Origin of the sequence: Chromobacterium indicum, assembly GCF_039708975.1 — a bacterium.
GTDB lineage: Bacteria > Pseudomonadota > Gammaproteobacteria > Burkholderiales > Chromobacteriaceae > Chromobacterium > Chromobacterium piscinae.
In genome coordinates, this window is record NZ_JAYFSJ010000024.1 from 1 (window position 1) to 12,320 (window position 12,320).

14 protein-coding genes are annotated in these 12,320 nt (G+C 63.5%); 4 read left to right on the forward strand and 10 right to left on the reverse strand.

Annotation, left to right across the window (positions count from 1 at the left end; genetic code table 11):
• Both VA599_RS23050 and VA599_RS23055 read left to right on the forward strand, forming a co-directional pair.
• Nucleotides 1–191, forward strand: a 191-nt coding sequence (locus VA599_RS23050) for a hypothetical protein (RefSeq protein WP_346790830.1), incomplete at its 5' end; no start/stop codon positions are given.
• A 75-nt stretch (nt 192–266) separates the two neighbouring features.
• Nucleotides 267–1,037: an FCD domain-containing protein gene (locus VA599_RS23055; RefSeq protein ID WP_346790831.1), complete on the forward strand. Its 771-nt coding sequence runs from the start codon at nt 267–269 to the stop codon at nt 1,035–1,037.
• 58 nt (nt 1,038–1,095) lie between these two features.
• Here the strand turns inward: VA599_RS23055 and rfaD are convergent, their stop codons facing one another.
• The 10 genes from rfaD to cmk form a co-directional block, all read right to left on the reverse strand.
• Nucleotides 1,096–2,097, reverse strand: coding sequence for an ADP-glyceromanno-heptose 6-epimerase (gene rfaD / locus VA599_RS23060; RefSeq protein WP_346790833.1), 1,002 nt, complete (start codon nt 2,095–2,097; stop codon nt 1,096–1,098).
• Nucleotides 2,098–2,143: 46 nt separating this feature from the next.
• A complete protein-coding gene (locus tag VA599_RS23065; RefSeq protein ID WP_346790834.1) occupies nt 2,144–2,734 on the reverse strand; it encodes a DUF924 family protein in 591 nt (196 codons plus the stop codon).
• 24 nt (nt 2,735–2,758) lie between these two features.
• Nucleotides 2,759–3,721, reverse strand: coding sequence for a D-glycero-beta-D-manno-heptose-7-phosphate kinase (gene rfaE1, locus VA599_RS23070; RefSeq protein ID WP_346790836.1), 963 nt, complete (start codon nt 3,719–3,721; stop codon nt 2,759–2,761).
• Nucleotides 3,722–3,729: 8 nt separating this feature from the next.
• Nucleotides 3,730–5,049, reverse strand: coding sequence for a UDP-glucose dehydrogenase family protein (locus VA599_RS23075; RefSeq protein WP_346790837.1), 1,320 nt, complete (start codon nt 5,047–5,049; stop codon nt 3,730–3,732).
• Entirely contained in the window at nt 5,046–5,789 is a 744-nt protein-coding gene (gene pyrF, locus VA599_RS23080) for an orotidine-5'-phosphate decarboxylase (RefSeq protein WP_346790838.1), read from the reverse strand. The genes VA599_RS23075 and pyrF overlap by 4 nt, the downstream gene beginning before the upstream one ends.
• A 63-nt stretch (nt 5,790–5,852) precedes the next feature.
• Entirely contained in the window at nt 5,853–7,010 is a 1,158-nt protein-coding gene (lapB, locus tag VA599_RS23085; RefSeq protein WP_021477776.1) for a lipopolysaccharide assembly protein LapB, read from the reverse strand.
• A 57-nt stretch (nt 7,011–7,067) separates the two neighbouring features.
• A complete protein-coding gene (locus tag VA599_RS23090) occupies nt 7,068–7,361 on the reverse strand; it encodes a LapA family protein (protein WP_021477775.1) in 294 nt (97 codons plus the stop codon).
• 136 nt (nt 7,362–7,497) lie between these two features.
• On the reverse strand, nt 7,498–7,812 hold the full coding sequence (locus VA599_RS23095) for an integration host factor subunit beta (protein ID WP_021477774.1): 315 nt from the start codon (nt 7,810–7,812) through the stop codon (nt 7,498–7,500).
• A gap of 7 nt (nt 7,813–7,819) precedes the next feature.
• Entirely contained in the window at nt 7,820–9,511 is a 1,692-nt protein-coding gene (gene rpsA, locus VA599_RS23100; protein ID WP_031296567.1) for a 30S ribosomal protein S1, read from the reverse strand.
• A gap of 94 nt (nt 9,512–9,605) precedes the next feature.
• Nucleotides 9,606–10,274, reverse strand: coding sequence for a (d)CMP kinase (gene cmk, locus VA599_RS23105; RefSeq protein ID WP_346790840.1), 669 nt, complete (start codon nt 10,272–10,274; stop codon nt 9,606–9,608).
• A 206-nt stretch (nt 10,275–10,480) separates the two neighbouring features.
• Between cmk and aroA the strand changes: the two genes are divergently transcribed.
• Nucleotides 10,481–11,770, forward strand: coding sequence for a 3-phosphoshikimate 1-carboxyvinyltransferase (aroA, locus tag VA599_RS23110; RefSeq protein ID WP_346790841.1), 1,290 nt, complete (start codon nt 10,481–10,483; stop codon nt 11,768–11,770).
• A gap of 63 nt (nt 11,771–11,833) precedes the next feature.
• Entirely contained in the window at nt 11,834–12,274 is a 441-nt protein-coding gene (locus tag VA599_RS23115; protein WP_346790842.1) for a pyrophosphohydrolase domain-containing protein, read from the forward strand.
• Nucleotides 12,275–12,320: the final 46 nt, after the last annotated feature.

Sequence of the window (12,320 nt, forward strand, 5' to 3'; positions counted from 1 at the left end):
CCTGGCGCGCCCAGCGCCGCCAGCGAACCGTTGTGCAAACCCAGCCCCGCGCCTGTCACCACTGCAACCATACCGCCCTCCAGGATTATGAAATCGACATAACAGTCTTATCCTGGGTTTGCGGCGAAAGTTTAGCGAAATGCGAAAATATTTTTCCACTCTTGATTCTCATGACATTGCTGACACAGTGAATCAGGAAAATCAGCATTTGTCGGCATTGCTGTGTGCTATGCTCGGTCATCCGGTCAGACCAATTTCTCCATCACATGGCCTATCCCAAAGTAACCCTGCCCAAACTGTCCGACATGATCGTGCAGCAACTGGAAAAACGCATACTCGACGGCGTGCTCAAACCCGGCGACCGGTTGCCGCCGGAAAGACAATTGGCCGAGGAGTTCGGCGTGTCGCGGCCATCGCTGCGCGAAGCGATCCAGCAACTGGCGTCGCGCGGCCTGTTGTCCAGCCGCCAGGGCGGCGGCACCTGGGTGACGGACCGGCTGGAAACGGCGTTTTCCGACCCTTGGGAAAAGCTGCTGAACCAGCACGAAGAGCTGCACAGCGATCTGCTGGAATTCCGCCGCGTGCTGGAAGGCACGGTGGCGCGCTGCGCCGCCAGCCGGGCGACGCCGGCCGACGTGGAGCGGCTGCGGCGCTGCGTGGAGCGGCTGCAGCAAGCCTATCGCAGCGGCGATCTGGCCGAGCAGGCGCAGGCCGATGTCGAATTCCATCAGGCCGTGGCCGAAGCTTCCCACAATGTGCTGTTCGCCCATCTGTCCGGCAGCCTGCTGGCCATGCTGCAGCGGCATGTGAAGGACAATATCGCCAATCTGTTCGCCGTCGGCGAAGTGGCGGAGGCGCTGCGCGAGCAGCATCTGTCGATCTGGCAGGCGATACGCGATCGCCAGCCCGACGCCGCGCAATTGGCGGCGGAGCGGCATATCGATTTTGTCGCCGACACGCTGCAAAACCAGATGCTGCTGGCCGAACGCGATGCCCGGGCCCGCATGCGGCTGGAGCAGGAAAACACCGGACGCTGAAACGACAAAAGCCGCGTCATCTTTATAGATGGCGCGGCTTTCATCACTGCCCAGGCGATCAACCCTGGCGGCTGATCAGCCAATCGACGTAGCGGTCCACACCCTCGGCCACCGACAGCATGGCCTCGCCGTAACCCGCCTCGCGCAGCCGCGCGATATCGGCCTGGGTGAAGCTCTGGTACTTGCCTTTCAACGCGTCCGGGAAGTCGATGTATTCGACGATGCCCTGCGCGATCATTTCGGCCAGCGTCAGCGCCGGCTTGCCCTCATGGCGGCGGCAGGCGTTGACGGTGGCTTCCGCCACGTCGTTGAACGGCTGCGAACGGCCGCTGCCCAGGTTGAAGATCCCGCTCTTCTCCGGATGGTCCAGGAAATGCAGGTTGACCTTGACCACGTCCTCCACCGACACGAAGTCGCGGCTCTGCATGCCGTTGTCCCAGCCGTCCCAGCCGCCGAACAGCTTGACCTTGCCGTGCTCGCGGTACTGATTGAAATGATGGAAGGCGACGGAAGCCATGCGGCCCTTGTGTTGCTCGCGCGGGCCATAGACGTTGAAGTAGCGGAAGCCCGCCGCCTGGGCGCTCAGTCCCTCCTTCATCCGTTGGCGCAGCACCTGGTCGAACAGGAATTTGGAATAGCCGTAAACGTTCAACGGGCCTTCGTACTGGCGCTCTTCCTTGAACACCGTGCCCTTGCCGTAGGTGGCCGCGCTGGACGCGTACAAGAACTGGATTTCCTCGTGCTGGCAATAGTCGAACAACGCCAGCGTGTACTGGTAGTTGTTGTCCATCATGTACTTGCCGTCGTGGTTCATCGTGTCGGAGCACGCGCCCTGGTGCAGAATGGCGGCCAGCTCGCCCTCGTATTCGCCGTCCAGCAGCAGGTGCAGGAATTCGTGCTTGTCGAGGTAATGCGAAATCTCGCAATCGACCAGATTGTGGAATTTGTCGCCGCTGCTGAGGTTGTCTACGGCGATGATGTCGGTGATGCCGCGCTGGTTCAAACCCTTGACCAGGTTGGAACCGATGAAGCCGGCGGCTCCGGTGACGACGATAGTCATGTGTCGATCCTTAGTTCTGCTGCGGACCCTCGGGTCCGGATGAAATTCAGAAGCCCGCGCCCGGCTGAGCCAGATAGGACTGCTCGGCCGGCGAGCTGATTCTGCCCAGCGCCGCGTTGCGATGCGGAAAGCGGCCGAACTCGGCGACTACCCGCTCATGCCGCTGCGCGAAATCCAGATAATTGGAGCCAGGCAGGACAGCGTCCAACGCGGCGAACAGCTCCAGCGACCGCCGCTGGTCAGCCATGTCCTCGCTATGCTCGAACGGCAGGTAGAAGAAAACCCGCGCCACCGGCGGCAGCGTCTGCTCCAGCCTTTGGCCGACGGCCGACCGCGCGCCCTCTCTCGCCTTCTCGTCGCTGGAGAACGCCTTAGCCTCTCCGCGGAACAGATTGCGAGGGAATTGATCGGCCACGATCAGCCAGGCCAGCGCCGCGCGGGCGTCGCCGGCGTCGATGGCCAGCTCGCCGGCCGCCAGCGCCTGCCACAAGGGCAGGAAACGGCGGCGGATCTCGGCGTCGAAAGCGTCGTCGCGCCGGAACCAGGCCTCGCGCGGCCGGCCCAAGGCCTCGTCGTCGCTGGCCTCGAACCAGAAGGCCAGCACCTCTTCAATTTGTTGCGCGGTCAGCTTCGTCATTGCGTCTCCCGCCGGCGCGCCGGCTTACAAGGCAAACAGTTCCTGTTGCGAACACACGGCGGTGCCCAGCTTGCCCACCACCACGCCGGCGGCGGCATTGGCCAGGTTCATCGCCACCGGCAGCGGCTGGCCGGCGGCCAGCGCCAGGCCCAGCGTGCCGATCACGGTATCGCCGGCGCCGGACACGTCATAGACCTCTCGCGCGAAAGTCGGCTGATGCAGCGCGCCGTCGGCGCGGAACAGCGTCATGCCCTCTTCGCTGCGCGTCACCAACAACGCGTCCAGATTCAGCTCGGCGCGCAGCGCCTGCGCCTTGGCGGTCAGGCTGGCCTCGTCCTTCCAGCCGCCCGCCACCTGGCGGAACTCGCTGCGGTTGGGCGTCAGCAGCGTGGCGCCGGCGTATTTGCTGTAATCGTCGCCCTTGGGGTCGATCAGCACCGGTTTGCCGGCGGCGCGGGCCAGCTGGATCATCTCGGCCACATGGGTCAGGCCGCCCTTGCCGTAATCGGACAGGATCACCACGTCGTGCGCGGCGACGATGTCGGCGAACTCTTCCAGTTTGCCGGCCAGGATTTCATGGCTGGGCGCGTCTTCGAAGTCCAGCCGGATCAACTGCTGCTGGCGCGCCACCACTCTCAGCTTCACCGTGGTGGCGATGTTGGAATCGCGCTTGAACGAGGTGACGATGCCATCGGCCTTCAACAGTCTCTCCAGCGCGTCCGCCGCCTCGTCGTCACCGACCACCGACAAAATGGTGGCCCTGCCGCCCAGGCCGGCGATATTGCGCGCCACGTTGGCGGCGCCGCCTGCCCGCTCTTCGCTGCGGCCGATCTTGGCGACCGGAACCGGCGCCTCGGGCGAAATGCGCGATACATCGCCGAACCAGTAGCGGTCCAGCATCACGTCCCCCACCACCAGCACCTTGGCCCTGGCCAGAGCGGAAGCCAGCGTGGCGGGCTTCAGTCCCAGGGTTTGCATCAGACTCATGGCTTACCTCAACGGCCGATGGCGTGGTAATCAAAGCCCTGTTCGCGCAGCCAGGCCGGGTCGTACATATTGCGGCCGTCGAAAATCAGCGGCTGCTTCAGGCTGCGGCGGATCGCCTCGAAATCCGGCGCGCGGAACATCTTCCACTCGGTCACGATCAACAGCGCGTCCGCGCCTTGCAGCGCCTGCATCATGTCGTCGGCGAACGCCACGCCGTTGACGCCGGACATCACCCGCCGCGCCTCGTGCGCCGCCACCGGATCGAAGGCGACGATCTCGGCGCCGCGGCGGGTCAGCTCCTCGACGATCACGCGGCTGGGCGCCTCGCGCATGTCATCGGTATTGGGCTTGAACGCCAGACCCCACAATGCGAGACGACGGCCGGACAGATCCTCGCCGAAACGGGAAACCACTTTCTCGACCAGGCGCAGCTTCTGCACCTCGTTGGCCTCTTCCACCGCGGTCAGCACGCGCAGCGTATGGCCGTTTTCCTTGGCGGTCTGCACCAGCGCCTTGACGTCTTTGGGGAAGCAGGAGCCGCCGTAGCCTACGCCCGGGTACAGGAAGTGGTAGCCGATGCGCGGATCGGAGCCCATGCCTTGGCGCACCTGCTCGATGTCTGCGCCCATGGTCTCGGCCAGATTGGCCAGCTCGTTCATGAACGAGATGCGGGTGGCCAGCATCGCATTGGCCGCGTACTTGGTCAGTTCGGCCGAGCGCACGTCCATCAGCAGCACGCGCTCGTGGCTGCGCTGAAACGGCTTGTACAGGCGGCGCATGATCTCGGCCGCACGGTCGTCATCGACGCCGATCACCACGCGGTCAGGCCGCATGAAATCTTCGATCGCCGCGCCTTCTTTCAGGAATTCCGGATTGGACACCACGCTGAACGGCAAGTCGACACCGCGCTGCGCCAGCTCGTCGGCGATGGCCGCGCGCACCTTGTCAGCCGTGCCAACCGGCACAGTGGACTTGTCCACCACCACGCGGTAGCCGGTCATATGGCGGGCGATGTTGCGCGCCGCCGCCAGCACATACTGCAGATCGGCGGAGCCGTCCTCGTCCGGCGGCGTGCCGACGGCGATGAACTGCACTTCGCCGAAGGCGACCGAAGCCGCCACATCAGTGGTGAAATGCAGACGGCCGGCGGCCACGTTGCGCTTCACCATGTCTTCCAGGCCCGGCTCGAAAATAGGGATGCCGCCGCTTTGCAGAATTTCGATCTTGCGCGGATCCACGTCCAGGCAGCAGACGTGGTAGCCGGTCTCGGCCAAGCAGGTGCCGGTCACCAGGCCGACATAGCCCGAGCCAATTATCGTGATTTTCATGATTGTTTACCCAGAAATACGGAAATGTCTTGATTGATGGCGCGCAGCGCGGCCAGCGGATCGGCGGCACGGGTGATCGGACGGCCGATCACCAGATAATCGGAACCAGCGGCCAGGGCGGCGGTCGGCGTCATCACGCGGCGCTGATCGTCGCCAGCGCTGTCGGCCAGGCGGATGCCGGGCGTCACCAGCTTGAAATCGCCGCCCAGCGCCTGCTTCAGCATGGAAGCCTCCTGCGCCGAGCACACCACGCCGTCCAGGCCGCAATCGCGGGTCAGCGTGGCCAGGCGCAGCACGTGTTGCTGCGGCGGAACATCGATGCCGACCTCGGCCAGATCCGACGCTTCCATGCTGGTCAGCACCGTCACCGCGATCAGCAGCGGGCGCTGGCTGTAAGCGGCCAGCGCCTCGCGCGCGGCCTCCATCATCCGGCGGCCGCCGGAGGCGTGGACGTTGACCATCCACACACCGGACTCGGCCGCGGCCTTGCAGGCATGGGCGACGGTATTGGGGATGTCGTGGAATTTCATGTCCAGGAAAACCTGGAAACCGCGCGCGGCCAGCGACTCGACCAGATGGCGGCCGCTGGAGGTGAACAGCTCCTTGCCCACCTTCAGCCGGCACTCCGCCGGGTCCAGCCGGCTGGCGAAAGCCAATGCGCCATCCGCGTCGGCGAAATCCAACGCCACCACCACCGGGGACGTCGTCCGGCTCTCGCTCTGTGCGATCAGGGGATTCATCGATGCTCCATCATTCAGTATTGCAACGGCGCGCGCCGTTCAAGCAGCCACGCGCCGCGTGATTCAGTTTTCCGAGCGGTTGGCGGTGAAGCTTTCCCACTCGCCGCAGGCCGGGCAATGCCAGAAGAAGGCGCGCGAACGGAAGTTGCAGCACTTGCAGCGGTGCACGCTGAGGCGCTGGGAATGCTTGAGGATCAGCGCGCGCGCCACCTCGGCATCCATCCGCCCTTCCGGCGACAGCTCGTCCATCTGCGCTTCTATCATCCGGTACACGCCGGCCAGGCTGGGACGGGCATGCACCGCTTCGCGCACGCCGTCCAGCGCCTTGGCCTCGCCATCATAGGTGGCGATCTTCTGGTACAAGAGGTCGGTCAGCTCCAGTTGCGGGAAGGTGCGCTGATAACCGCGCAGCAATGCGATGCCCTCCTGCGGACGCCCCAGCTTTTCGTAAGCGTCGAACAGGCGCTCGGCCGCCATCGCCAGGTATTCGTAGTTCTGTTTCTCTATGTTTTGCCAGGCGGCGATGGCCGCCTCCAGATTGCCTTCAGCGAATTCGATGTCGCCCAGGATCAGGCTGGCGCGCACGCACTTGCGGTTGGCCGCCAGCGCCTCGGCCACGTATTGCCTGGCCTGGCTGTGATCGGACTTGTACAGCTCTCCCTGCGCCAACTCGCAGTAGAACTGCGCGACCTCGTGCTGGAACGAATGCGCGTCGCTGCGCAGCTCGCGCGCGGTCTCGATCGCCTTCTGCCAGTCGCGATCCTGCTGATAGATGTCCAGCAGCTGGCGTCGCGCCGCCAGCGCCATATTGCCGTTCAAGAGCTTGAGCAGGATTTCTTCCGCCCGATCCACCAGACCGGCCTTGCGGAAATCCTGCGCCAGCTCGTTGCGCACCAGATCGCGCTGCTCGCCCGGCAAATCGGAAGAATCCAGCATCTGCTGATGCAGGCGGATCGCGCGGTCGTTCTCGCCGCGCTTGCGGTACAGCTTGCCGAGGATGTGCTGCAACTCAAGCGCCGAGCCCTGCTGGCGCGCCACTTCGGCCAACGCCTGGGCCGCGACGTCGGTCTTGTCTTCCACCAGCGCGTCCAGGCCGCGGAAATAGGAAATCGGCACCGACTTCGCCTGCTTCAACACGGTGCGCATATCCACCCGGGCCGCGAACCAGCCCAGGCCGAAAAAGGCTGGAAACAGCAGCAGCCACCACAAATCGAGTTCCAACAGCAATCCTTTCGGGATGATAGAACGGGGTCAAGGCCATGCCCCGTGAAGACAAGCTCAATCGGCGATGGCGTCGCTGGGATCGTTGACCACCTTGCCGGCGGGAGGCCGATTGCGCAGTTCTTTTTTCAACTGCGACAGCTCGCGGCGGGTTTTCAGGTAGAAACTGAAGGTGGCCAGCAGGCCGACGACGGCGCCGACGACGAAGAACAGCAGCAGGAACACGATGAACGGAGCCGACCATGATTGGCCGAAGAACAGTTTGAATTCGACTGAGTGGCTGTTCTGCACGGTGACGGCGACCAGCAGCAACAACAGGGCCAGTTCGACGATGCGCAACAAATATCGCATGGGATCGCTCAATGAGTTTGCCGGAGTGCAATTCTAAACGATAGCCCGCCGCAACCCAAGCCGCTCAAGCGGCGCGAATACGAAAAAAGCGCCGCATATGCGACGCTTTTTAGCATGTAGACCGATAAAACTGCGATCAGGCCTGGGTCTGTTCCACAAGGGACAAGTCCACGCGCTCGCGCAGTTCCTTGCCGGCCTTGAAATGAGGCACGTATTTCTCAGGAACCGAGACGCTGGTGCCCGACTTCGGGTTGCGGCCGACCCGCGGCGGACGGTAGTTCAGATCGAAGCTACCGAACCCGCGAATCTCGATGCGGCTTCCCTGCGCCAGGTTGTTGGCCATCGCGTCCAGAATGGTCTTGACGGCCAACTCAGCATCTTTGTAGACCAACTGAGAATTGCGCTCGGCCAGTCGTTCAGACAGCCTCGCGATCAGCTCAGACTTGGTCATGACGCTATTACTCGTTGGAACCGGACAGTTTGGCCTTCAGCAGGGCACCCAGGTTGGTGGTGCCGGCGGAGGCGCTGTCAACAGCCAGGTTCTTCAGAGCGGCGTTGTCTTCTTGAGCGTCCTTAGCCTTGATGGACAGGCTGATGTTGCGGGACTTGCGGTCCACGGCAACGATCACGGCCTCGACGGCATCGCCATCCTTCAGGATGGAGCGAGCGTCTTCCACGCGGTCGCGGGACAGTTCGGAAGCGCGCAGGTAGCCTTCAACGTCGGTGTCCAGAGCGATAACCGCACCCTTGGCGTCAACGGACTTCACGGTACCCTTCACCAGGGCGCCCTTGTCGTTCATCGCAACGAAGTTGTTGAACGGATCGCCTTCCAGCTGCTTGATGCCCAGGGAGATGCGTTCTTTTTCCACGTCGATGGACAGAACAACGGCGTCAACCTCGTCGCCCTTCTTGAACTTGCGCACAGCTTCTTCGCCAGCTTCGTTCCAGGACAGGTCGGACAGGTGAACCAGGCCGTCGATGCCGCCCGGCAGGCCAACGAACACGCCGAAGTCGGTGATGGACTTGATCGCGCCCTTCAGCTTGTCGCCCTTGTGGAAGTTGTCGGCAAACTCGTTCCACGGGTTGGCCAGGCACTGCTTCATGCCCAGGGAGATACGACGACGGTCTTCGTCGATTTCCAGGATCATGACTTCCACTTCGTCGCCAACTTGAACCACCTTGGACGGGTGTACGTTCTTGTTGGTCCAGTCCATTTCGGACACGTGCACCAGGCCTTCGATGCCTTGTTCGATTTCCACGAACGCGCCGTAGTCGGTCAGGTTGGTGACCTTGCCGAACAGACGGGTGCCGGACGGGTAGCGGCGGGACAGGCCCACCCACGGATCTTCGCCCAGTTGCTTCAGGCCCAGGGATACGCGGTTCTTCTCTTGGTCGAACTTCAGTACCTTGGCTTCCACTTCGTCGCCCACCGCCAGAACTTCGGACGGGTGCTTCACGCGGCGCCATGCCAGGTCGGTGATGTGCAGCAGGCCATCGATGCCGCCCAGGTCAACGAACGCACCGTAGTCGGTGATGTTCTTGACGATACCCTTGATGACTGCGCCCTCTTTCAGGGTTTCCAGCAGTGCCTTGCGCTCTTCGCCCAGGGTTTCTTCCAGCACCGAGCGGCGGGAAACCACGACGTTGTTGCGCTTGCGATCCAGCTTGATAACCTTGAACTCGATCTGCTTGTTTTCGTACGGGGTGGTGTCTTTCACCGGACGCACGTCAACCAGGGAACCCGGCAGGAAGGCGCGGATGCCGTTGACCATGACGGTCAGGCCGCCCTTGACCTTGCCGCTGATCAGGCCGGACAGGATGGTGCCGGCTTCCAGAGCTTCTTCCAGCTCAACCCAAGCGGCCATGCGCTTGGCTTTTTCGCGGGACAGCTTGGTTTCGCCGAAGCCGTTTTCCAGCGCGTCGATAGCGACGGTAACGAAGTCGCCGATGGCAACTTCAACGACGCCTTGGTCGTTCTTGAATTCTTCAGCCGGAATCAGGGACTCGGACTTGAGGCCTGCGTTCACGGTTACAAAGTTGGAATCAACTGCCACGACTTCAGCAGTGATCACTTCGCCCACGCGCATATCGTGCAGGGTGAGGCTTTCCTCGAACAGTTGAGCGAAGTTTTCCATGGAGAGGGTAGTCATCAAGCGTACTCTCGGTTGCAGGCCTTGCGGCTTGCGGGGTTAGGGTTGAACACACGCCGATTTTGCAATGCAGCAAAACCCGCGCTTAAAAAAATCAATGGCCGGAAACCTGTTTTTCCTCAAACCACACGAGGACCTTGTCGACCGCCTGGTCTATGGTCAGCTCCGTGGTATCGAGCAAAAAGGCGTCCGGCTCCTGGCGCAGCGGCGCTACCGGCCGGGCCTCGTCTCGCGCGTCCCGATCGATAATGTCCTGCATAATCTGGGCGAGGTTAGCAGATTCCCCCTTGCCGATCAACTGCTTATGACGGCGACTCGCTCTTTCCTCTGCGCTGGCGGTCAGAAATATCTTCAACATGGCGTCCGGAAACACTACCGAACCCATGTCGCGGCCATCCGTCACCAGGCCCGGCGATTCGCGAAAATCGCGCTGGCGCTGCAATAGCGCGGCGCGCACCGCCGGCAGCGCGCCCACCTTGGACGCGCCGATGCCGATTTCCTCGGCGCGGATGTCCTGGCTGGCGTCGTTGCCTTCCAGCCACACCGCGCCGTCGGAAAACTCCACCGGCAAGCCGGCAGCGGCCTCGGCCAGCGCCGGCTCGTCGTCCCAGGCGATGCCGCGGCGGCGCGCGTGGAGCGCCAGCAGCCGGTACAGCGAGCCCGAGTCGAGATAATGGAAGGCGAGGCGCGCGGCGACCTGGGCCGCCACCGTGCCCTTGCCCGAAGCGGACGGGCCGTCGATGGTAATCACCGGAACTGTCATCGGAATCTGATCCTGTTGCATTCTGCCAAGACCCTGCCGATACCGCCGCGCGTCGCGACAGCCGCAGGCCGGCCAAACCGCGCATTGTAACCCAAGTGGTGTGGCATGGTGTGGTGCCGCACCATTTGCGCGCAGCCGTGCGCGGCGGGTACAGTGTCCCTTACGCATCAAGCAACGCCATTCCGAAAACACAAGCGCGACACTCAATGGAACAACTGCACCTCTCCCCCTGCGTCCGCCTCGGCGGCTCCATCAAGCTGCCCGGCTCCAAGAGCATTTCCAACCGCACGCTGCTGCTGGCGGCGCTGTCAGGCGGCAGCACCATGGTCCGCGACCTGCTGGATTCCGACGACATCCGCCACATGCTGAGCGCGCTGAAACTGCTGGGCGTGAAGATAGAACAACAAGGCGACAGCCGCGATTTCCGCGTCCACGGCTGCGGCGGCCCCTTCCCGGTGAAAAACGCCGAGTTGTTCCTGGGCAACGCCGGCACCGCCTTCCGCCCGCTGACCGCGGCGCTGGCGCTGATGGGCGGCAGCTACCAGCTGTCCGGCGTGCCGCGCATGCATGAACGGCCGATCGGCGACCTGGTGGACGCGCTGAACGCCGCCGGCGCCAGCATCGCCTACCTCGGCCAGCCGGGCTACCCGCCGCTGGCCATCTCCCCAGCCGACGTGCGCTGCGCCAGGCCCATCCAGGTGAAGGGCAACGTTTCCAGCCAGTTCCTCACCGCGCTCCTGATGGCGCTGCCGCTGACCGGCCAAGCGTCCGAAATCGAGGTGATGGGCGAGCTGATCTCCAAGCCCTACATCGAAATCACGCTCAACCTGATGGCGCGCTTCGGTGTGCGCGTCGAGCGCGACGGCTGGCAGCGTTTCATCATTCCGGGCGGCCAGCACTACATCTCGCCGGGAGAGATTTATGTCGAAGGCGACGCCTCCAGCGCGTCCTACTTCCTGGCGGCCGGCGCGCTGGCCGGCGGGCCGGTGCGGGTGGAAGGCGTGGGCGAAGCCAGCATCCAGGGCGACGTGCGCTTCGCCGAGGCGCTGGAATTGATGGGCACGACAGTGCGCCGCGGCGACAACTGGATCGAGGCCCGCGCCGAGGGCAAGCTCAAGGCTATCGATCTCGATTGCAATCACATCCCGGACGCGGCGATGACGCTGGCCGTGGCCGCGCTGGCCGCCGACGGCACCACCACGCTGCGCAACATCGCCAGCTGGCGGGTGAAGGAAACCGACCGCCTGTCGGCGATGGCGACCGAGCTGCGCAAGGTGGGCGCGACGGTGGAGGAAGGTCCGGACTACATCCGCGTCACCCCGCCGGCCGCTCTGACGCCGAACGCACAGATCGACACCTACGACGACCACCGGATGGCGATGTGCTTCTCGCTGGTTTCGCTGCTGGGCGTGCCGGTCATCATCAACGACCCCAACTGCGTGGCCAAGACCTTCCCGGACTACTTCCAGGCGCTGGCGGCGCTGCAGGCGCAATAATCACAATATGTTGATGATTTAATCGATAGACTCCACAATATATGCATCAAAAGGAGTCTATCGATGAGCGACCTGTTCCGGATGCGCCGCGATTTCATGCGGCGCTTCGACATCCCCTCCCCCTCCCGTCCCGAATATCAGCCCGAACAGCTGGCGATGTGGCAAACCATGCTGGATGAAGAGCTGGACGAGCTCAAACAAGCGCTGGCCGACTACCGCGCGCTGCCGGCGCAATCCCCGGAACAGCAGCTGCAAAGCCGCGCCGAGCTGACAGCCGAGGCGGTGGACGTGCTCAATGTGGTGTGCGGGCTGCTGCTGTCGCAGGGTTTGCCGCTGGAAGCGATGTGCGAAGCGATACACGACGCCAATCTGCGCAAATGCGTGGACGGCAAGGTGGTGCGCCGCGCCGACGGCAAGGTGCTGAAGCCGGAAGGCTGGCGGCCGACCGACAAGCAGGGCGTGATCCGCGACGCCGAGCGCAGCGGCGCTTTCCCCTCCTCTTGAAATGGATTAAGGCCGGTTTAAGCTAGGCCGGCTAAGCTTGCAACAT

Excerpts from the sequence above, each read along its gene's own strand:
- VA599_RS23055 (WP_346790831.1), top strand. The coding sequence starts at position 267 with ATGGCCTATCCCAAAGTAACCCTGCCCAAACTGTCCGACATGATCGTG.
- rfaD (WP_346790833.1), bottom strand. The coding sequence starts at position 2,097 with ATGACTATCGTCGTCACCGGAGCCGCCGGCTTCATCGGTTCCAACCTG.
- VA599_RS23065 (WP_346790834.1), bottom strand. The coding sequence starts at position 2,734 with ATGACGAAGCTGACCGCGCAACAAATTGAAGAGGTGCTGGCCTTCTGG.
- rfaE1 (WP_346790836.1), bottom strand. The coding sequence starts at position 3,721 with ATGAGTCTGATGCAAACCCTGGGACTGAAGCCCGCCACGCTGGCTTCC.
- VA599_RS23075 (WP_346790837.1), bottom strand. The coding sequence starts at position 5,049 with ATGAAAATCACGATAATTGGCTCGGGCTATGTCGGCCTGGTGACCGGC.
- pyrF (WP_346790838.1), bottom strand. The coding sequence starts at position 5,789 with ATGAATCCCCTGATCGCACAGAGCGAGAGCCGGACGACGTCCCCGGTG.
- VA599_RS23090 (WP_021477775.1), bottom strand. The coding sequence starts at position 7,361 with ATGCGATATTTGTTGCGCATCGTCGAACTGGCCCTGTTGTTGCTGCTG.
- VA599_RS23095 (WP_021477774.1), bottom strand. The coding sequence starts at position 7,812 with ATGACCAAGTCTGAGCTGATCGCGAGGCTGTCTGAACGACTGGCCGAG.
- rpsA (WP_031296567.1), bottom strand. The coding sequence starts at position 9,511 with ATGACTACCCTCTCCATGGAAAACTTCGCTCAACTGTTCGAGGAAAGC.
- cmk (WP_346790840.1), bottom strand. The coding sequence starts at position 10,274 with ATGACAGTTCCGGTGATTACCATCGACGGCCCGTCCGCTTCGGGCAAG.
- aroA (WP_346790841.1), top strand. The coding sequence starts at position 10,481 with ATGGAACAACTGCACCTCTCCCCCTGCGTCCGCCTCGGCGGCTCCATC.
- VA599_RS23115 (WP_346790842.1), top strand. The coding sequence starts at position 11,834 with ATGAGCGACCTGTTCCGGATGCGCCGCGATTTCATGCGGCGCTTCGAC.